This window comes from Ancylobacter sp. 3268 (assembly GCF_031456575.1).
GTDB lineage: Bacteria > Pseudomonadota > Alphaproteobacteria > Rhizobiales > Xanthobacteraceae > Ancylobacter.
On the sequence record NZ_JAVDUX010000016.1, the window covers coordinates 116,614 to 135,142 of the forward strand.

General features: G+C 63.0%; 18 protein-coding genes. 9 read left to right on the forward strand and 9 right to left on the reverse strand.

Going from position 1 to position 18,529, the window contains the following annotated elements; genetic code table 11:
• The first annotated feature begins 6 nt into the window (after positions 1–6).
• Genes J2X65_RS20990 through J2X65_RS21005 form a run of 4 tightly spaced genes read left to right on the forward strand, consistent with a single transcriptional unit; the run spans position 7 to position 3,161 of the window.
• Entirely contained in the window at positions 7–858 is an 852-nt protein-coding gene (locus J2X65_RS20990; protein WP_310205274.1) for a transporter substrate-binding domain-containing protein, read from the forward strand.
• Between the two features lie 25 nt (positions 859–883).
• Positions 884–1,615 carry an ABC transporter permease subunit gene (locus J2X65_RS20995; RefSeq protein ID WP_310205278.1) on the forward strand — a complete coding sequence of 244 codons (732 nt, stop codon included), beginning with the start codon at positions 884–886 and terminating at the stop codon, positions 1,613–1,615.
• Complete coding sequence (locus tag J2X65_RS21000) at positions 1,612–2,388, forward strand: ABC transporter permease subunit (RefSeq protein ID WP_310205281.1); 777 nt, start codon at positions 1,612–1,614, stop codon at positions 2,386–2,388. Before J2X65_RS20995 ends, J2X65_RS21000 begins: the two co-directional genes overlap by 4 nt.
• Positions 2,385–3,161, forward strand: coding sequence for an amino acid ABC transporter ATP-binding protein (locus tag J2X65_RS21005; protein WP_404977769.1), 777 nt, complete (start codon positions 2,385–2,387; stop codon positions 3,159–3,161). The genes J2X65_RS21000 and J2X65_RS21005 overlap by 4 nt, the downstream gene beginning before the upstream one ends.
• Before the next feature lie 144 nt (positions 3,162–3,305).
• Here J2X65_RS21005 and J2X65_RS21010 read toward each other — a convergent pair whose 3' ends face one another.
• A complete protein-coding gene (locus J2X65_RS21010; protein ID WP_310205283.1) occupies positions 3,306–3,758 on the reverse strand; it encodes a flavin reductase in 453 nt (150 codons plus the stop codon).
• A 128-nt stretch (positions 3,759–3,886) separates the two neighbouring features.
• A complete protein-coding gene (locus J2X65_RS21015; RefSeq protein ID WP_310205286.1) occupies positions 3,887–5,197 on the reverse strand; it encodes an NtaA/DmoA family FMN-dependent monooxygenase in 1,311 nt (436 codons plus the stop codon).
• Between the two features lie 296 nt (positions 5,198–5,493).
• On the opposite strand from J2X65_RS21015, the gene J2X65_RS21020 reads away from it, so the two are divergent.
• Positions 5,494–6,597 (forward strand): LysR family transcriptional regulator, encoded by a 1,104-nt coding sequence (locus J2X65_RS21020; RefSeq protein WP_310205289.1) that lies wholly within the window; start codon positions 5,494–5,496, stop codon positions 6,595–6,597.
• Between the two features lie 240 nt (positions 6,598–6,837).
• Here J2X65_RS21020 and J2X65_RS21025 read toward each other — a convergent pair whose 3' ends face one another.
• The 3 genes from J2X65_RS21025 to J2X65_RS21035 all read right to left on the reverse strand — a co-directional run bounded on the left by J2X65_RS21025 (position 6,838) and on the right by J2X65_RS21035 (position 11,241).
• A complete protein-coding gene (locus J2X65_RS21025) occupies positions 6,838–8,514 on the reverse strand; it encodes a multicopper oxidase domain-containing protein (RefSeq protein ID WP_310205292.1) in 1,677 nt (558 codons plus the stop codon).
• Between the two features lie 205 nt (positions 8,515–8,719).
• Positions 8,720–10,234, reverse strand: coding sequence for a choline-sulfatase (betC, locus tag J2X65_RS21030; RefSeq protein ID WP_310205295.1), 1,515 nt, complete (start codon positions 10,232–10,234; stop codon positions 8,720–8,722).
• A 65-nt stretch (positions 10,235–10,299) separates the two neighbouring features.
• Positions 10,300–11,241 (reverse strand): choline ABC transporter substrate-binding protein, encoded by a 942-nt coding sequence (locus J2X65_RS21035; protein WP_310205298.1) that lies wholly within the window; start codon positions 11,239–11,241, stop codon positions 10,300–10,302.
• 153 nt (positions 11,242–11,394) lie between these two features.
• Between J2X65_RS21035 and J2X65_RS21040 the strand changes: the two genes are divergently transcribed.
• Positions 11,395–12,288, forward strand: coding sequence for a LysR substrate-binding domain-containing protein (locus tag J2X65_RS21040; RefSeq protein WP_310205301.1), 894 nt, complete (start codon positions 11,395–11,397; stop codon positions 12,286–12,288).
• A gap of 36 nt (positions 12,289–12,324) precedes the next feature.
• Here the strand turns inward: J2X65_RS21040 and J2X65_RS21045 are convergent, their stop codons facing one another.
• Positions 12,325–13,884, reverse strand: coding sequence for a hypothetical protein (locus J2X65_RS21045; RefSeq protein ID WP_310205303.1), 1,560 nt, complete (start codon positions 13,882–13,884; stop codon positions 12,325–12,327).
• 360 nt (positions 13,885–14,244) lie between these two features.
• On the reverse strand, positions 14,245–15,813 hold the full coding sequence (locus J2X65_RS21050; RefSeq protein WP_310205306.1) for a polysaccharide pyruvyl transferase family protein: 1,569 nt from the start codon (positions 15,811–15,813) through the stop codon (positions 14,245–14,247).
• A 502-nt stretch (positions 15,814–16,315) separates the two neighbouring features.
• Here J2X65_RS21050 and J2X65_RS21055 point away from each other — a divergent pair.
• Positions 16,316–16,639, forward strand: coding sequence for a hypothetical protein (locus J2X65_RS21055; protein WP_310205310.1), 324 nt, complete (start codon positions 16,316–16,318; stop codon positions 16,637–16,639).
• A 32-nt stretch (positions 16,640–16,671) separates the two neighbouring features.
• Here the strand turns inward: J2X65_RS21055 and J2X65_RS21060 are convergent, their stop codons facing one another.
• Together J2X65_RS21060 and J2X65_RS21065 are read right to left on the reverse strand one after the other, a co-directional pair.
• Positions 16,672–17,400: a Crp/Fnr family transcriptional regulator gene (locus J2X65_RS21060; protein ID WP_310205312.1), complete on the reverse strand. Its 729-nt coding sequence runs from the start codon at positions 17,398–17,400 to the stop codon at positions 16,672–16,674.
• 69 nt (positions 17,401–17,469) lie between these two features.
• On the reverse strand, positions 17,470–17,712 hold the full coding sequence (locus tag J2X65_RS21065) for a DUF6894 family protein (RefSeq protein ID WP_310205315.1): 243 nt from the start codon (positions 17,710–17,712) through the stop codon (positions 17,470–17,472).
• A 175-nt stretch (positions 17,713–17,887) separates the two neighbouring features.
• Here J2X65_RS21065 and J2X65_RS21070 point away from each other — a divergent pair, with 175 nt between their 5' ends.
• Together J2X65_RS21070 and J2X65_RS21075 are read left to right on the forward strand one after the other, a co-directional pair.
• Positions 17,888–18,124 carry a hypothetical protein gene (locus J2X65_RS21070; RefSeq protein ID WP_310205318.1) on the forward strand — a complete coding sequence of 79 codons (237 nt, stop codon included), beginning with the start codon at positions 17,888–17,890 and terminating at the stop codon, positions 18,122–18,124.
• Positions 18,125–18,215: 91 nt separating this feature from the next.
• Complete coding sequence (locus J2X65_RS21075) at positions 18,216–18,431, forward strand: hypothetical protein (protein ID WP_310205320.1); 216 nt, start codon at positions 18,216–18,218, stop codon at positions 18,429–18,431.
• The last annotated feature ends 98 nt before the right edge of the window (positions 18,432–18,529 follow it).

Consider the following 18,529-nt stretch of genomic DNA (forward strand, 5'->3'; position numbering starts at 1 on the left):
ATGCCGATGAAGCCGCTCCACCCGCACTTCCTGCGCCGCCCTCTGCGCGCCGGTGCCCTTGCGCTCAGTGCCCTCGTGCTTGCCGGCGGCCTGTCGGCCGCCTCCGCCGAAAAGCTCCGGCTCGGCAATGAGGGCGTTTACCCGCCGTTCTCGATGGTGGACTCCTCCGGAAACCTCACCGGCATGGAGCCCGAGCTGGCGCGGGAGATGTGCAAGCGCATCGGCGCCGACTGCGAAATCGTCGTGATGGATTTCAAGGCGCTGATCCCCTCGATGCTGCAGGGCAAGTTCGACGGCATCGTCACCCAGATCTCGCCGACGCCGGAACGGGTCGAGAAGGCGCTGTTCGCCATGCCGATCGTCTACAACCCGGCGACCTTCATCGTGAAGAAGGACAGCGACTACACGCTGACCAAGGAAGGCGTCACCGGCAAGGGCCTGCGGATCGCGCTGCAGCGCGGCGCCTCGATGGTTCCCTACATCCACAAGCACTTCGGCAAGGACACCTTCACCGAGGTCTATTACGACAACCCCGACCAGATGAAGCTCGACCTGCTCGCCGGGCGCCTCGACCTGGTGTTCGATTCCAAGATCAACTGGACGCTGGAACTGATCGCGAAGCCCGAAGGCAAGGACTACAAGCTCGCCGGCGGCGACCATTGGCTCGGCGATCCCTCGATCCCCGAGGCCGAGCGCGGCTACAGCTGGATCTTCCCGAAGAAGAGCGAAGAGCTGGTGAAGCGCGTCAATACCGCGCTGGCCGAGATGATCAAGGACTGCACCTACACCAAGATCCGCAAGAAGTACGTGCCGGTCGCCACGCTTGCCGCGGAATCGGCCTGCGCCAATGTGAACTGAGCGAGCCGCGCACGGAGGCCGGCGGATGACCAACCTCTCCCTCGCCGAATTGGCGGGCTATATGCGCCAGCTTGGTGAGGGAGCCCTCGTTACGCTGGAGCTCTTCCTCACCAGCTTCGCGCTGGCCTTTGCCTTCGGCGTGCTGATCGGCATCGCCACGCTCTCGCGCAGCCGGATCGTGCATGCCGTGTGGCGGGTCTATGCCTCGATCTTCATGGGGGTGCCCTCGCTGCTGGTCATCTTCCTGACCTTCTATGGCGGCAGCGCCATGCTGGGAGCGGTGCTGGGCGAGTTCGGCGCGCGGATCGACATCTCGCCCTTCGCCGCCGGCGTCATCGCCTTCACCGTCGTCTATGCGGCCTATATCGCCGAGCTGGTACGTGGCGCCATCGAGAACCTGCCCAAGGGCCAGTTCGAGGGCGCGCGGGCGCTGGCTATCCCGCCGGCGATCATGTGGGGCAAGGTGATCCTGCCGCAGGTCATGCGGCTGGCACTGCCCGGCCTCGTCAATGTGTGGAGCTTCATGCTGAAGGAAACCCCGCTGGTGTCGCTGGCGGGCCTGCAAGACCTTGTCGCCGCCGCCAAGATCGCGGCCGGTGCCACCAAGGAGCCCTTCATCTTCTTCGTCGCCACCGCGCTCGTGTTCATCGCGTTCAGTGCCTTGTCGTTCCGATTGGCGGGTCGGCTGGAAACCCGGCTCGACCGCGGCCTGCGCCGCGAGGCGACGGGCCACCCCCCCGCCAGGGCCACGGCATGAACGGGCTGCCGATCGATCCCGCCCTCGCCTGGGGGAGCCTGCCGGCGCTCTTCGACGGGCTGAAGGTGACGGTGATCCTCACCGCGCTGCCGCTGTTGCTCGGCCTCGCGCTTGCCTTCCCGATCTGCTTCGCCCGCATGTCGAGCCGCCGCTGGCTGGCGCTGCTGGCAGAAGCCTTCGTGACCTTCTTTCGCGGCGCGCCGCTGCTCATCCTGCTCTATCTGGTCTATTACGGGCTGGGGCAGATAGAGGCACTGCGCGAAGGGCCGTTCTGGATCCTGTTCGGCTCCCCCTTCGGCTGCGCCATCGTCGCGCTCAGCCTCAATCACGCGGCCTATATGGTTGAGGTACTGCGCGGCAGCCTGCTCGCCGTCCCGCACGGGATCGTCGAGGCGAGCGAGGCGCTCGGCATCACCCGGCGCAACATCTTCATCTGGGTGAAGATGCCGCTGGCGATCCGCTACGGGCTGAAGGCCTACCAGAACGAGGTGGTGAGCTTCATCAAGGGCACCGCCATCGTCTCGGTGGTGACGATCACCGATCTTACCGCCGTCGCCAATTCCATCTTCGAACAGACCTATGACCCCTTCACGCCCATTCTCTGCGCGGCGGCCTTCTACTGGGCCTTGGTGAACCTCATCCGCATCGGCTTCGGCCTTTGGGGTCGTTGGCTCAACCGCCACAATGCCGAAGGCGTGGCAGCCGACGTCCTCGTGCCGGGGCGAGCGGCTGCATTGCGCCGGACCTCCGATCTGGGGCAGGTGACACCATGACAATGCAGGCGCCTGTTCCCGCTGCCGCCGGCGAACCGGGGCGGCTCGCTATCACCATTTCCGGGCTGGTGAAGCACTATGGCAGCCATCGCGCTCTCGGCGGCATCGATCTGGAGGTCAGGCGCGGCGAGAGGATCGTGATCTGCGGTCCTTCCGGCTCGGGCAAATCGACGCTGATCCGGTGCATCAACGCGCTGGAGCGCCATGATGGCGGCTCCATCGTCGTCAACGGCATCAGGCTGACCGCCGACGAGGGCACGGTGCAGGACATCCGCCAGGAAGTCGGCATGGTGTTCCAGCACTTCAACCTGTTTCCTCACCTGACGGCGATCGAGAACTGCATGCTGGCGCCGCAGCTCAATCGCGGTCTCACCAAGGCGCGGGCCGAGAAGCTCGCCATGCATTATCTGGAGCGGGTCCACCTTACGGATCAGGCTCGCAAATATCCCTCGCGCCTGTCCGGCGGCCAGCAGCAGCGGGTGGCTATCGCCCGGGCGCTCTGCATGGAGCCGCGCATCCTGCTGTTCGACGAGCCCACTTCGGCGCTCGACCCCGAGATGGTCAACGAAGTGCTCGGCGTGATGGAGGAACTCGCCGCCAGCGGCGTCACCATGCTCTGCGTCACCCATGAGATGGGCTTCGCCCGCAGGGTGGCGGACCGCTGCGTCTTCATGGACCATGGTGAGATCGTGGAAAGCGGCGATGCCGCGAGCTTCTTCGAGGCGCCGGAAAGCCAGCGCCTGCGCGATTTCCTCGCCCAGATTCTGCGCTGACGGAACCGCACGGGATGGCTCGCGCCGAAGCGCGGCGATGGGCGCAGAGCGGGACGGCGCCGCCCATGCGGATGGGCGCGGCGATTCCTTGCCGTGGAAGGGCAGGAGCCGTGCCGGCGGCAGGCCAGCTTATGGGGCCGTGACTCAGGTCAGGTGGTGGAAGCGGCGCCCGAAATAGACCAGCCCCTCGCAGGTGCCGTGCTGGTGCAGGCCGAGCACCTCGCAGAAAACGACGTCGTGAGTGCCGACCGTGGCCACCTGCGTCACGCGGCAATCAAAGGCCACCGTCGCCTCCGACAGCACCGGCGCGCCGGTGACCAGCGTTGTCCAGCCGGCGGCGGCGAAACGCTCGTCCATGGTCTTCACGCCGCCGGCAAAGGTCATGGAGAGCGCTTCGTGATGCGGGCCGGCCAGCGTGTTGACGCACAGAACACGGCTCGACGTGATCGCCTCGTGAGACTGGTTGGAGCGGTTCACGCACACCAGAAGCGTCGGCGGACTATCGGTCACCGAACACACCGCCGAGGCGGTGAAGCCGCATCTTCCCCGCTCGCCGAGGCTGGTAATGATGTTGACCGCCGCGGGCAGCTTCGACATGCCGCTACGGAAGAGTTCCCGGCTCACCGGTGTCGGCGCCTCTGCTGAAGCTGTGGTGGCTGCATGCGAACTGGCCGCACTCATGAAGGCTCCGATCGGCAAGCGGGAGGACGGGGAGGGCGCTCGGGTCAGAACTCGCGCAGCATTTCCCGCAGCGTGGCGCCCTCGGTGTAGCTGGTGCGGGCCAGCCCGCGGCGCTGCAGTGCCGGCACCAGGCCCTCGCAGATGTCGTTTATGTATTGCCGGCTGATGTTGGTGGTGAAGGGGCGGGTGATGAGGAAGCCGTCTCCTCCCACCTCGGCCATCACCTCGCCCATCCGCTCGGCAACCTGGTCCGGCGTGCCGATCAGGCCATCGAGGCCGCGGGCGAGCTGGTCGGCGCAGAGCTGGCGCAGCGTCTTGCCGCTTCCCCATTGCTGGAAGGCATCGAGCGAACCCTGTTCGCCATTGGTCGTGAGGTGTGGCAGCGGCTGGTCGAGATCGAACCTGGAAAAATCGATGTCGGTGATCGCGGCGATCAAGGCCAGCGCCTTCTCGCAATAATCCGGCGCCTCGACGATGCGCGCGGCCTTGGCCTTCGCCTCTTCCTCGGTCTCGCCGAGGATGGGGGCGACGACGAACAGCACCTTGATATCGTCCGGGTTGCGCCCGCCGGCCTCCGCCCTGGCCCGGACGTCGTCGCGATAGGCCTTCAGGCCGGCCACGCCCATCGACGGCGCGATGATGCTGTCGGCGGTCATGGCGGCGAACTGCCGTCCGCGCGGCGAGCCGCCAGCCTGCACGAAGGCGGGCCGGTGCTGCGGGGAGGGCACGCAGTTGAGCGGGCCTCGGCTCTTATAGTAGGTGCCCTTGAAGTGGATGGGCTTCACCTTGGCAAAGTCGGCATAGGTGCCGGTCGAGCGGTCGCGCACCACCGCATCCGGTTCCCAACTGGCCCATAGCTGCTTGCACAGCTCGACATACTCGTCGGCCATGTCGTAGCGCATCTGCCGGGGCGGCAGCTTGTCCATGCCGAAATTCTCGGCCGCCAGATCCTCGCCGGTGGTGACGATGTTCCAGCCGAACCGCCCCTTGCAGATATTGTCGAGCGTCGAACACAGCCGGGCCAGCATGAACGGCGGATAGGCCATGGTCGAGAAGGTGGCGACCACGCCCATATGCCTGGTGTTGGCGCCGATCAGGGCCGCCATCGGCGAGGGATCTGCCTTCGGCCCCATGATGTTGTGCTTCAGATAGATCTCGTTGGTGCCGCCATAGGCCTCCGAGATCATCAGCGTGTCTTCGAGCATGATGTAGTCGAAGCAGGCCCGCTCCATCGCCTGGGCCATGTCGATGTAGAACTTGCCGTCCCACGGATCGCCGCCGCCGGTGAAGGTCTTCGTCCACTCGTCGACGGCGAAATTGGTGAACCATCCGAGGTGGAATGGCCGTGCACTCATGGGAAAGCCTCGATGCGCCTGTCCAAAACCGATGCGGCAGCCTAGAGCGGCGGCTCGGCGCGGGACCATCGTCAAAACCCCAAGCGATGTTCCCGCCGGGGGACGGCGCAACATTGAGCATGGCGCTCCCGCTTGATGACATATTGATCAATCGCGCTTATCGATGAAATTATGCGCAGGATCGATTTTGATGGCATATCAAGTGTGTGGAGGCCGGCCTCGTGCGGCGCACAATTTGCAGAGGCCGGTAGGCACGGGGCGGGGGGTGCACGATTGACGTCAGAAGAGGTGCAGTGATGTCGAACATCAGTCAGATCTACGACGTCGACCTGAAGCTGCTGCGCTGCTTCTGCACCATCGTCGAGCAGAAGAGCTTCACCGCGGCGCAGGCGGCGCTGAACCTTTCGCAATCGACGCTGAGCGAGAATCTCAAATCCCTGGAGATCCGGCTCGGCACGCGGCTGTGCCGGCGCGGGCCCAAGGGGTTCAAACTGTTCCGGGAGGGCGAGGCGGTCTATCAGGCCGCGAAGGAACTGTTCGCCTCGATCGAGACCTTCAAGCAGAAGGCCTCGAACATCAACCAGGGAACCGGCTACGAGCTTTTCGTGGGCATTCAGGACGGCATCGTCGAGAACCCCTCGGCACGCATCCACGACGCCATCCAGCGTTGCTCGGAATATTACCCCAATGTGCGCTTTCGCATGGAGGTGATGCTCGGTTTCCAGCTGACCGGGCGTGTCGCCGACGGCATGGTGCATGTCGGCATTGGCCTGGTAAACGATCAATTCCCTCAGCTGAGCTACGAGCACCTGTTCGACGAGCAGGGCTATATGTGCTGCAGCGACAAGCACCCGCTATTTGCCGTGCCCGACGACGAACTGACGCTCGAGGACATCGAATCGGCAGCGTATTGCAACCGCGGCCATCTCGAATATTACCACCCCGAACGCACCCGCCACGGCGTGACTTGCGGCGATATCGGGCTTGGCATTCAATCCCAGCTCGCCCTTATTCTCTCGGGACGGAACATCGGCTACGTGCTCGACCATATGGCGGAGCCGCTGATTGCCGCGGGCTCGCTGCGCGCCCTGCGGCCCGATCTGGTGCGCATCGTCAATCCGGTCACGGCGATGATGGGTCCCGGCGTGGCGGACTTCAAGCTCGCCCGCCGCTTCGTCGATTGCCTGGTCGACGTGCATATGGAACTCGGCCAGGGCCGGGTGCTGCCGCGACCGGCTTTCGCCACCAGTTGCGGCACCCTGGTGGAGCGTGACGGCGTGTGCACGGTGGTGACGTCGGGAAAAGTGGCCGAGAGCTTTACGCCGAACGCCCCCATGCCCAGTCGCCGGTCGGCGTCGGCGCCCGAAAGGCGGGTCGCAGACAGCATGCCCACACGGTAGCGCGGAGGGCTGCCGCCCCCATGCATCCCCCGACATGCTCGCCAAGCTGATGCGGAGTGGGGGTCTTAAAAAGGACGCTGTGCTTGCCACAGCGGATGTCATGGCATCGTTCCTGGCTCGCATCGTCTGCGGAGCGCTGCCCCTAAAGCGCGCCTGCCGGCGGTCCGCTACCGTGAAAGGTGGATCCGCTCGCCAATGGCGATGGCGGGTAGGTGGCGCAAGGTCGGCCGAGGCAGCCGGTCATGCGTACACTTCGATCAGCTGCATCATGCCCAGTTCCTCATGGTTCATCATGTGGCAGTGCAGCACGTATTTTCCGACATAGTCGAGAAAGCGGGAGCGGATCGTGATGCTGCCGTTGCGCGGCAGGACGACCGTGTCCAGCCAGACCGACGGCACATATTCCCCATTCACCTTTACCAGCTCGAACGGATTAACGTGGATGTGGAAGATGTGGTCATGGAAGTGAAGGTTTACGATCTCCCATTCCTCCACCGCACCAAGTTTTATGCGGTGATCGACCCGGTCGATATCGAAGCTGCGCCCATCGACGAGGAAGCGGAATTCGCGCCAATGCGCCGCGGCGTCGTTCTCGGGTAGGTCGGCCGAAAATGTCAGCCGCCGGCGGTTGGTTATTTCCTCGTCGCGGATGGAGGCCAATGGCGGCGGGGCGAGACGGCCGGGCAGCGCCATGGGCAGCGGTTCGCCCTCGACTTTCACCCGTGCGATCGGCCCGAACGGCGAGGGATAGCCCTGATTATAGGGCAGGGCCTTGAACTCATAGGTGCCGGGCGTACCGGCCTTCACCAGCACATCGATGCGCTGGCCGGGAGCGATGAGCACCGCATCCTTGCGATCGGGTTGGTCGGTGCAGATCTGCCCCTCGCCAATGATGACGAGGCCGACGCCGTCACGGGCTATGGCGTGAAGCTGGTGGCTGTCCAGCACAAGGAACAGGTCGTCCTGATAGCCTGCATGCACCAGGCGCCAGCGCTGCACCTCACCCGGCCGCATGGTGATCGTCGGATTGCGCTGGCCGTTCAGCGAGAGGAAGCGGGTCGATGTCTCGGAAAACAGGGCATCGAAACCCTCGACCATGCCGAAGCCGTCGAACACCACCTCGCCCAGCACCATGGTGAGGTCCTTGGCCGCGGCGACCTCCGGAACCTGTTCCGGGCCGTCCTCGATGACGATGGCGCCCACCATGCCGCTCGACAGCTGGATATCGGCGGAGCCGTGATGATGGGGATGATACCAGTAGGTGCCGCGCGGATGATCCTCGGGGATGCGGATCTCCACGTCATAGCTCTGGCCGGGCTCCATGGTGCGAAGCACGTTGTCGGAGATGCCATCCGGGCTGGTATGGGCGCCGTGAAAGTGAAAATTGGTCAGGTTGAGCATATGCGGCTGGTTCATCTGCAGCGGCATGGTCTCGCGATTGGGCGGCAGGTCGTTGATAAGCCGGATGCGCAATACGTCCCCCGGCTGCACCCGCAGGGTCGGTCCGGGCATCATCCCCTCATAGCCGCGCAGATGCAGCTGGTAGCCGCCGATTTCCTGCCATGAATAGGCGGCCCGAAGCGTGGTCCGGAGTTCGCCTTTCTCCGAGCGGCGGATTTCCGGCTGGCGCAGCGGCTCACCATCCACGAAAGGGACGCGCCGCGGCCCGCCGCCCGGGCGGACCGGCTCGCGAACCAGCTGTGCCCCGCCACCGGCGGCGGGCGGGCTCGGACTGTCATGCTGCATCGATGCCGCATCGACCTGCGAGACCAGCAGACCGGCAACGCTCGGGGTGATCATGCCGACCATGCCGCCGGCGATGAAACCCCGCCGCGACGGGTGGAGTTCCATGCGGTCCCCATGCGTCGACACGCCGGCCGCCGAAACGGCCGGGTCGCACTTTGCCTGCTTGTCCATGATTTCGGCCCCCTGCCTGCCCTCTCTGAGGAGAGCTTCGTCAATGAAGGGCGATTTTGCAGACTTATTCAAGCTAATTCGAAGATAAAATCAAGATCAGGCTTTGGCAGCACCATCTCTTGACGTTGGATATCAATTCTTATGTTTTTTGGACGCCCGCGGACCTGAATGGGTAGGGGGAGACTGCCGCCCGCATCGGAGCTGCTCATTCGCCCCGGGGATAGCGCTGCGCATCCTCAAGCACGTTCAGGTCCATGTGGTTGCGCATGTAACGCTCGGAGGCCTGCTGCAGCGGCTGGAAATCCCATGGGTAATAGGCGCCGTTGCGCAGGGCCTGGTAAACGACATGCCGTCGCGCCTGGCTGGCTCTTACCTCGGCGTCGAAGCGGGCGAGGTCCCAGCGCGCCCGCATGGCGGTGTGCATGCGGGCGAACTGGTCCGCGCATGCCGGGTCGTCCGCCCGATTGACCCGTTCGTGGGGATCGTCGTCGAGATTGGTCAGGATCGGCGGGTCGAGTTCGCACAGCACGAGCTTCCACGGGCCATCACGCAAGGCCACCAGCGGCGCATAGGAGCCTTCCGCCGCATATTCCATCGGCACCGGCCCGCGGGAGCCACGCCCGAGCAGGGTGGGCACGAGGCTCTCGCCGTCGGTCCACGGTAGGATGCCCGAGAGATCGAGCCCGGTGAGATCGGCCAGCGTCGGCAACACGTCGAGCGTCGATACGGGGCCGTCGATCCGGCCGGGAGCCAGCGCCGGCGCGGCGATCATCAGCGGCACGCGCGCGGAACCTTCGAAGAAGTTCATTTTGAACCACAGTCCGCGCTCGCCGAGCATATCGCCATGGTCGGAAACGAAGACGATGATGGTGTCGTTCGCCATATCGCCGCGCTCGAGGATATTGAGCAGTTCGCCGATCTTCTCGTCGATATAGGAGATGTTGGCGAAATAGGCCCGGCGCGACCGGCGCACGTCCGCCGGCGTCACATGGCCGTTGGCATGGTCGCTCGCCAACATCAGCCGCTGCGCATGCGGATCCTGTTGCTCGAACGGAATTGGCGGGATGACGGGATCGAGCGCCGGGCAGTCCTCGTAAAGATCCCAGAAGCGCCGCCGAGCGACATAGGGGTCATGCGGGTGGGTGAAGCTGACGGTCAGGCACCAGGGACGGCTCTCTTGCCGACGCGCCAGGTCATAGAGTTTGCGCCCGGCGTGATAACCCACCTCGTCGTCATATTCGAGCTGGTTGGTGATCTCGGCCACTCCGGCACCGGTGACGGAGCCAAGATTATGATACCACCAATCAATGCGCTCGCCCGGCTTGGTGTAATCCGGCGTCCAGCCGAAATCGGCGGGGTAGATGTCGGTCGTCAGCCGCTGCTCGAAGCCGTGCAGCTGATCCGGCCCGACGAAATGCATCTTGCCCGACAGCGCGGTGTGATAGCCGGCACGGCGCAGATGGTGGGCGAAAGTCGGGATGTCGGAGGTGAACTCCGCGGCATTGTCATAGACACGGGTACGGCTGGGCAACTGCCCCGACATGAAGGAGGCGCGGGCCGGGGCGCAGAGCGGGCTCGCCGTGTAGCAGTTCGCGAACCGGGCGGAGCGCTCGGCCAGCGCCTTCAGGTGCGGTGCATGCAGAAACCCGGCCGGTCCGTCGGGGAACAACGTCCCATTCAGCTGATCGACCATGAAGATGAGGATGTTGGGCTGGGTCATGGCACGCTTCGCGGGATAGCGATGAAGGGGCGCGCCGCCGGGACGATGGCCCGGCGGCGCCGGTGTCATAGCCCGAGCGAGGTCTTCACCGCGGGCAGGCCGGGCTTGCCGTCGAAGGTGGTGACACCGGCGAGCCAGGGGTCGAGCGCTTGGGGATGAGCCTTGATCCATGCGGCGGCGGCCGCCTTCGGCTCCATCCCTTCGTCGAGGATCTTGCCCATCATCGCGTTCTCGATCGCGAGATCGAATTTAAGATTCTTGAAGAAGGCCGCGGCATTGGGGCATTGGCTGGACCAGCCGGTGCGCGCCAAAGTACGAACCTCGGCGCCGCCATAGTCGGGTCCGAAATATGCATCGCCACCCGAGAGATAGGTGATGGCGAAGGCGTCGTTCATCGGATGCGGCGCCCAGGCGAGAAATACGATCCAGCTTTTGCCATTGGCCGAGCGCTTGACCTGCGCCAGCATGGCCTGCTCGCCGGATTCAACCACCTTCCAGTCCTTGAGGCCGAACTCGCCGGCGTCGATCATCTTCTGGATGTTGGCATTGGCCGGCGCGCCCGGCTCGATGCCGTAGATCTGCTTGCCGAACTTGTCGGCATGGGCGGCAAGGTCCTTGAAGTCCTTGACGCCGGCTTCGGCGACATAGTTCGGCACGGCAAGGGTGAATTTGGCGCCGGTGAGGTTGGTGCCCAGCACCTCGACGGCCTTCGCCTCGTTCAGCGCATCGATGAACTTCTGCTGCGCCGGCATCCAGTTGCCGAGGAAGACATCGAGATTGCCGGTCTTCATGGATTCATAGCCGATGGGAACCGACAGCGTCTTCACATCCGCCTTGTAGCCGAGCCCCTGCAGCAGCACGCCGGCAATGGCGTTGGTGGAGGTGATGTCGGTCCATCCCGGATCGGACATGCGGATGGTCTGGCAGGTCGGTGCATCTGCCGCCAGCGCGGAGCCGGCCGAGATGAGAACGGACAGGGCGCAAACGGCCCGTAGAAGGCGATTCATGGGCGGACCTCCGAAAAAGCGTGAGCCGACGCATCGCAAGAAGGGGCGCCCCGATTTTGGTCTGTGGCCCGCCTTGCCCTGGAATTCATCAGATCGTTAAATGGCAACTGCTGTGAAGCTGGCTATTTTCAATGGCTGATCCAATGGAATCTTATGGCTGACCGCGTTCTCGATCTTGGTTGGGTGCGAGTGTTCGACGCGGTCGGCCGGCTTGGCAGCCTGACGGCGGCGGCGCAGGAACTCGGGCTTTCCCAGCCGGCGGTCAGCTACACCGTGCGCATTCTCGAACAGCAACTCGGCACCGCGTTGCTGGAGCGCGGCCATCGCGGCAGCGCGCTCTCTCCCGCCGGAGAGCGGCTGCATCGCGCGGCGAGCGCCGCGGTGGCGGAACTCGATGCCGGTGCGCGGGCCATTCGCCGGATGAGCCGGCGCCCGGTGGTGCGGCTGTTCACCGATTACGGCTTCGCCTCGTTCTGGATGATGCCACGGGTAGCGCAGTTCCGAAGGGTGCATCCGGAAACGGAAGTCCACATCATTGCCTCGGCCGCCGCCGATCCCGGTGCCGACGAGGCGGAGGACGTGGCGGTGCTCTTCGGTACCCGGTCGGATTTCGGCGCCGGCGCTATCCAGCTCTTCGAGGAGCGCGTCTACCCGGTTTGCAGTCCGCACTTCGCCGCGCGTCACGGGCTGGGGGACGATCCGCGCCTGCTCGCCAACTCGCCGTTACTCCATCTGGAGAGTACGCCGCAGCCGCGCTGGTTCTCCTGGCGCGACTGGTTCGCCGCCATGCATGTGACCCGCGAAACGGGACCGAGCGATCTGAGCCTGAACACCTACGGCCTTGTCGTGCAGGCGGCGATCGCCGACCAGGGCGTCGCGCTCGGCTGGGCGGGGCTGATAGATGCCGCCATCGCCGACGGCACATTGGTGGCGGTGGGACCGCCGCTGTCACGGAACGACAGCGGCTATTGGGTGAGGCCGGGTCCGGAGCCATCGGCCCCGGTACAGGATCTCATCGACTGGATCATCCAGCAAGTGCGGGGCTGATGGCGGTGCCTTTCCTGAAGACGATACCCGTGCAGATCACGGGATCGCCGCGTCTCCGGCCTCGGCAAGCGTATCGGCGAAGGAGAATTCGAACACGCTGCCTTCGACGAATTTCGAGCCATTCTTCGGGCGAAATGTCAGGGAGGTGACGGGGGCCGTGCTCTTCCAGCGCGCGCCGTAAAGCGCGAGTCGCCCACCGGCGGCTCCTATCGTGGACAGCAAGTGCTTGTGGCGGTCCGTCGCCGCATGCTGGGGGATGGCGACAGTCCCACATCCGAAAACGCTGTCCGGCGCTGTTCCACCCGGCAATGCTCCAACCTCATTGGCGGAAGCCTTCGCCTCGTGGGATTTGTCACGCGCCGACGCCCGCAGTCCCGCATAGCTGGATGCGGCGCCATCTCCATTGAGCGCGACAAGCAGCCGGTCCTCGACGTCATTGGCGTCGGTTCTGGCAACAACCAGGCAACGGAGAGCCTTCGCCCCGGCGGGAACGTCGAGCGTGACGCTCGCGGCCCCTTCCGCTCCGACGACATGGCGAGATGCGAGGCCGCTCAAGCCATACGCTCCTATCCGCGACCCCGCGCTGTAAAGGCCGGCCTTGTCTTTAGGACGGAAGGCAATGCTCGTGAGATCGGACGTTTCCCGCCAGCAGCCGTTTTCCTGGCTAACCGGAATGTAGGTCTTCTTGTCAAAGGTGCCGTGCTGGCTGATCCACGGTTGGAAGAAGCGGCGCTTGCGGTATTCCGGATAGATGGCGACAAGGCTGCCAAACGTGTCGGCCGGGGAATCAATGGCCGATGACCATCCGATTCGCTGCTCCGTAAACTTCTCGTTCAAAACGACGTTGTTGGGTATCTTCTCACCGCCGAACCGCTGGACGCGGTAGTTGTTCTTCCCGTCATCGTCATTGATCACATGGTAGGTGCGGTCGCCAACATAGGCGGCGTTCACGTAGTTCGCCCTGCAATGCAACAGATAGACGAGGTGGTGCTCATCGGCCGGAAAATCTGTGAAGGCGAAATTCCCATCCTCAGTGAGGACCTTTTCCTCGATGAGCCGTCTCTCGTCCACCGCGAAAAGCGTGATCGTCGTGCCGGGTGCCCATAGATTTGGGCTGGGGGTCTTTTGCCAGGGCCGGAACGCGAGGGAATCGATCGCTGATGTATCGTTCCAAGCGCAGATATGCCTATGCAGTCGCTGCTCCAGCGAGGAGCCCATCGTCTGCCAGCATTTCACGTTATCGGTTCGAAAAGCGTAGGGGAAGAACAAGTATCCGCCACTAAATTCATTAGCTGCTGCTGGAACGATATCAACGCCCTGTCCAACAGGCTGGTCGAGATTGTAGCGGGTTGAGACCTTCGCGCTAACGGCCTGAAAGTCGCGGCGGTGATACTTGGCTGCGCCATCGCCGTTGACGACGACCTCGCAAAAGCGCCGTTGATCGAACGTCTGTGCGCCACTGATCTCGACGATCAGATGATTGGTTCCGGCGGGAACGAGCGTGGAAAGAGAATTGAAGCCAATCTGCTTCTGAGAGGAGCCCGTCACTTTCGTTTCGGCGACCTGCACGATGGGAAGCGTAGCGATGACGGACATGGCATTCCTTTTCTTCTCGGCCTCGCTGCATCCGTACTGGACCCTTCGCCAGTTCAGAGCGCAGCTCGACCGCTTCAGTACGCCTCAAGGCGCGGGAGGAGCAACAGGTGGCCAGCTTCTGCGAAACCGCGATGAAGCTCGGGTGGCTTCGGTCGTTGTCGAGGATCTGGTCAGGAAAACGAGTTCAGCTTTCTCGGTGCGACGCCTCTCACTGTCCGCCTCGCCGATCCGCCGGCATGGCTTCCTTCAAGCATGCAGGCTTCAAGGGGGGTGCGGCCCCGGTTTCACCAGAGCCGACAAGGCCATGCTGCGGCCAGCCGCAGCGCACAGACGGTTGGGCGAGCGACCGGCGCATGCGTTCTAAGCGGATGCGCCTGCCAGCAAGGGGCGTTCGGTCGCTTTGTCATCGTCACCCAGTGCCGCGATCAGGAACCCGAGCGACTGCCCGCGAAGCTTCTCCAGGCGACCATTGACGGCATTCCAATCGATCGGCTGCAGCATCTGGTCGAGGTCTATCTCGGATGATTTGACCACAAGCCGGTCTTCCAGTCCGAACATCTTCAACAAGGAGGTAAATCGCGCCATGCCCCGGGCCGGGTTGCCATAGGCAATAAAGGGCTTGTTGAAGAGTATCGAGAACACGCAGCCATGGAAGGAATCCGTGACGACGAAGGCGGCTTTGTGGAACGCCGCAAGCCAGCCCTCGACCGTCATGTCAGCCTTCGCGTCGTTTGCCGGCGCCTTAGCAGTGTAGCGCAGGCCGTCCGTGGAGTAGGCCTTTACGGAGAGCTTACGCGACACGGCATTGATGACGCGGGTTTTATCGCTGCTGGTGTCCAAAATATACGCCGTCACCTGGCCGCTATTTGAACTCAACTGCTTGGGCAGGCACAGCTTGGCATAGTGATCGGCCGGCAGCAGCAAGGTCGGGTCGAGCACATGCTGGGCGTCGACGCCGAGATGGTTCCGGCAGAGTTCGACGGCACCGTCCTCCCTGACCGATACGGCGTCGAATTTTTTGATCAGGTGTGCAGCCATGCGCGTCTGTTCGGCGTCAAATTCCCAATCCGGCGCGCCGAATGATGCCGCATAGCTGATGCGCTTGGTGCGGCTGTCATCTTCCGGAAGAAAGCCGCAGAAGAAATCGGACAGAATATTTCTCGCATATTGAGGGCGCCAAACCTGATCGCTTCCGACCACGATCGCGTCGAAATCATAACGCCCAACATTCCTGCTCAACTGAGCCGGAGAATAGAATGGCCTGGTTATGGGCGACGTATACTTCTCCGTGAAGAGGAAGGTGGGTGCCTTCTTGCCCGCGGCAAAAGAAGTGGTGAGCAGAGGTATCTCGGCATCCTGCGCTGAGCCGGCTGCATCGGGATCGGTGTCGGGCGCGGGGTGTTGCCTGTTGATGAGCACGGGGGCGTGCCCAAGGCGCCTCAGCACTTCCATCACAGCGTGCGCCTGAAGGGCGCCGCCAAAATTCGTGCGCGGCGGGAGGGTCAGCACGCCGACCTTCAACGGCTTCGAGGGTTTCGGTGCGGCTTCGGCGCGCGCCGAAAGCTGCGGAGCGTTCGCCACTGCCGACAGCGATCTGCGGGATTCAATATATCCGTCGATTTCCGAAATGAGTTGGCGAGTTTTGGTCCGGGCCACCTTCAGGGCCCGATCCAGCGAGACACCCTGCGCAAGTCGCTTCTTCCTGCCATTAGCAGTCACGCGAAAAGCGGATTTGTATCGTCTTGGGGAAATGTCGAGCGTGAGCAGCCCATTCTCCGAAGGCGTAAAATCGAACCCGAATCGAACCCCCTTATAATTCAAATCGGCCACCAGGCAGGCATTGTCATACGTCCACACCTTTACGAGGTGCGGTTGGAGGCCTGCCGCCCGTAGAAAAATTTCAATTCTGTTAGAGTATTCTTCGAGCATCCCAGGCTCCAAATTTCAAAATCAATCAAGTGTACAACAAAAATGCTTCGATGCCGTGGGCGAATTGAAGGTTGTATCTATCGCAGTTTCAACCTTCACCTCAACCCGGATCGCGGATCCGAGAATAGGAGATAAGTGCGGCGCAGTCGATAGCCGCGCCGCTGGCGGCGGTGCGCTGCGCCTCTGCGGAGCTTTAGTTTCAAGCCTTGCAAGCTTTCAGGCGAGCGGAAGTGCTGTGCATGGAGATGGAGCCACCCCCTCGTTCCCCTTGCCGCTGGCGAACTGCACTGGGAAGGGTGGCGAACAATGGACGTCCCACAATATGGAAGCGCCGGCCTGCCATCCTTCGCGAAGCATCGGCTCGTTCTCCCGCCGGGTCACTCACCGCGCCTCACCGACCGGTCGGGAGAAGGGCGACCAATGATGGCCCTGTCGCGTTCACGATCTTCATCGACCCGGAACAGAAGCGTTTTGCTTCCGTTTCACTCCGGAGGAGAACGCTATGGCCACATCAGACCAGTTACGTACGGAAATTGATCGCGGTCGTGCCGGGGACAAGGTGCCATTCCGCGATCCGGCGGCGGCACCGCTGGGAACGGATGATGAAGCGGCGGGTCTCCCTACAATGGACACCGTCGACCGGGCGCGGGATCAGGAAACTTCAGCGACGTCCCACCATCTACCCGCCGTCACCCACGAAGCCTCGCGAGGCTTCGACGACAATCGCGGTGGCGGCTCCGTCATGCCATTCGTCGTGCGAGTCGTCGTATGGCTGGCTGCTATCGTGGCGCTGGGAGGGATGGCGGTCGCGTGGCTTTTCGCGTGATCGCCGCACGCCGTTATGACCGGCGATGATCGCTATACCCGCTCCGACAGATGGAGATAGCTCGGCTCGAAATCCCCCATTTCGGCCAGCTGTGGCCAATCCAGTACCGTCAACCGCTTATTTTTGAACGATATCAGGCCGAGGCGGCGCAACCTCTGCAAGGTGCGGTTGACATGCACCACCGAAATGCCGAGCGCATCCGCGAGGTCGGTCTGGGTGAGGGGCAGATCATAGCCGTCCTCCTGGACAAGTCCGACAGCGTCCAGACGCATCGTCAATTCGCAGAAAAGATGGGCAAGCCGTGAATCGGAGTCGCGTTGGCCGACATTGGTGACCCAATCGCGATAAATCGCGGCATCCACCAAGGTCGTGCGCCAAAGTGCCGAGGCCAGCCTGGGGAATGAGTCGCAGATCCGCCTAAGCGCGGAATGAGAGATGAAACCGATCTTGGCGGGCGAGATCGCCTCGAAGGAAATGTCCATTACCTCGAGGTGAAGACTTTGAAGGTCGGGGATGTCACCGGGAACATAGAGCGAGGCAATTTGACGACTGCCGCGAGCGGTTGTTTTCGAGGCGCAGACCAGCCCTTCGATGATCAGGCACGACTTGGTCGGACGATCACCCTCGCGCACAATGTGGTCTCCGGGCTGCAAGGTGGCGATCTGAATCGGCAGTTCCAGAAGGGCCGCCATCTCGTCCCTGGTGAACCGCCTCTCCGCGTCAAGCTTGCGCAACAGAGAGTGAATGTCGGACCCGTTCACAGAAATCCTCGTTGGTTGTGATGACCCGTTTTCAGCGGAGGCGATGTGCGTTCCGCCATGGACGTCGCATCATTCCTGATGGGTGCTGGGGGGCCGCCCCTTTCCTGTTTTCACCGAGATCCAGCCGACTGTTGCCCCTGTTTCGCTTTGCACCTCCATTTCCAGCTCGCCTTCTGTCGGAAAGGAGCCGTCAAGCTCACGAAGCATTTGACCCAGCGTCATGACCGCCTCCGACCACGCGGCGTGTTCATCCGGCAGATCGACCTCTGTGGGCAGTTCTTCGCCAGACCATTTGAAGGAATAGATTGGCACCGTAGTCCCCTGCGATCAGCCACATCGTAGGTGCCAACGCCGGAAAGGACGTCGCGTTCCAAAGCGGGAAAGGCCACCGATGAACAGGCAAGGGATTGCCGCGACTAACAAATGTTAACGGCGCGGCGGACATGCGGCACTATGGTGCTCTCTCCGATTCCTGAGGAGGCGATCAATGCAAGCCACACCGGAGGCGCTCGACGTGATGTTCGAGCAAGTTTGGGCGGACATTGTGCAACGGACGCCGCCACTTACCTTGCTGTCGCTCGATTCCAATCTGAGGACGATGGTGCGAGCTCGCGTGTCGGAAGGGCTTGAATTCGGATTGCGGGAACCCGCGCAACTGAGAGACTTCGCGGTGGCTGATATCCCCTCCCTCCGGGGAGAACGCAGGCCGCACGCGTGGGGCTAGCTGGCGTCCCGGAATTGGCATTGTGGCGCCTCGATGCTTCATTCCCACAGCCGCTCTCGCGGACATATCCGAACAGACCAGGGTGCTTTCAGTGAAATCGCTTGAGCAAACCGCTCGCCGCATATGCAGCCTTGATCTCCTGGAGAAAGGATTTTTGCCCGAGCATATCGCCGCTTACGTCGACCGTTTCTGGCCTGTTGTTGCCAACGAAGTCCGGCAAGGCATTGTGCTCATTGGCGAGTGGCCGTTCACCGCCGAGGAGATCGAGGAACTTGCGGCGGAATATCGGACCCTGACACCGGAGTGAGCGACTAAGAGCGCCTAACAAAACCTCGTGCGGGCCCTGAAAGCGATGATGGCGGCGGCGATTGTGAGGAAAGCGCGATAGAGGTCGGCGTGGCGTTC

Bases quoted from the DNA above. Each gene is read 5' to 3' on its own strand.
- J2X65_RS21020 (WP_310205289.1), top strand. From the start codon at position 5,494: ATGTCGAACATCAGTCAGATCTACGACGTCGACCTGAAGCTGCTGCGC.
- J2X65_RS21040 (WP_310205301.1), top strand. From the start codon at position 11,395: ATGGCTGACCGCGTTCTCGATCTTGGTTGGGTGCGAGTGTTCGACGCG.
- J2X65_RS21010 (WP_310205283.1), bottom strand. From the start codon at position 3,758: ATGTCGAAGCTGCCCGCGGCGGTCAACATCATTACCAGCCTCGGCGAG.
- betC (WP_310205295.1), bottom strand. From the start codon at position 10,234: ATGACCCAGCCCAACATCCTCATCTTCATGGTCGATCAGCTGAATGGG.
- J2X65_RS21050 (WP_310205306.1), bottom strand. From the start codon at position 15,813: ATGCTCGAAGAATACTCTAACAGAATTGAAATTTTTCTACGGGCGGCA.
- J2X65_RS21045 (WP_310205303.1), bottom strand. From the start codon at position 13,884: ATGTCCGTCATCGCTACGCTTCCCATCGTGCAGGTCGCCGAAACGAAA.
- J2X65_RS20995 (WP_310205278.1), top strand. From the start codon at position 884: ATGACCAACCTCTCCCTCGCCGAATTGGCGGGCTATATGCGCCAGCTT.
- J2X65_RS21055 (WP_310205310.1), top strand. From the start codon at position 16,316: ATGGCCACATCAGACCAGTTACGTACGGAAATTGATCGCGGTCGTGCC.
- J2X65_RS21000 (WP_310205281.1), top strand. From the start codon at position 1,612: ATGAACGGGCTGCCGATCGATCCCGCCCTCGCCTGGGGGAGCCTGCCG.
- J2X65_RS20990 (WP_310205274.1), top strand. From the start codon at position 7: ATGAAGCCGCTCCACCCGCACTTCCTGCGCCGCCCTCTGCGCGCCGGT.
- J2X65_RS21015 (WP_310205286.1), bottom strand. From the start codon at position 5,197: ATGAGTGCACGGCCATTCCACCTCGGATGGTTCACCAATTTCGCCGTC.
- J2X65_RS21070 (WP_310205318.1), top strand. From the start codon at position 17,888: ATGCAAGCCACACCGGAGGCGCTCGACGTGATGTTCGAGCAAGTTTGG.
- J2X65_RS21005 (WP_404977769.1), top strand. From the start codon at position 2,385: ATGACAATGCAGGCGCCTGTTCCCGCTGCCGCCGGCGAACCGGGGCGG.
- J2X65_RS21025 (WP_310205292.1), bottom strand. From the start codon at position 8,514: ATGGACAAGCAGGCAAAGTGCGACCCGGCCGTTTCGGCGGCCGGCGTG.
- J2X65_RS21035 (WP_310205298.1), bottom strand. From the start codon at position 11,241: ATGAATCGCCTTCTACGGGCCGTTTGCGCCCTGTCCGTTCTCATCTCG.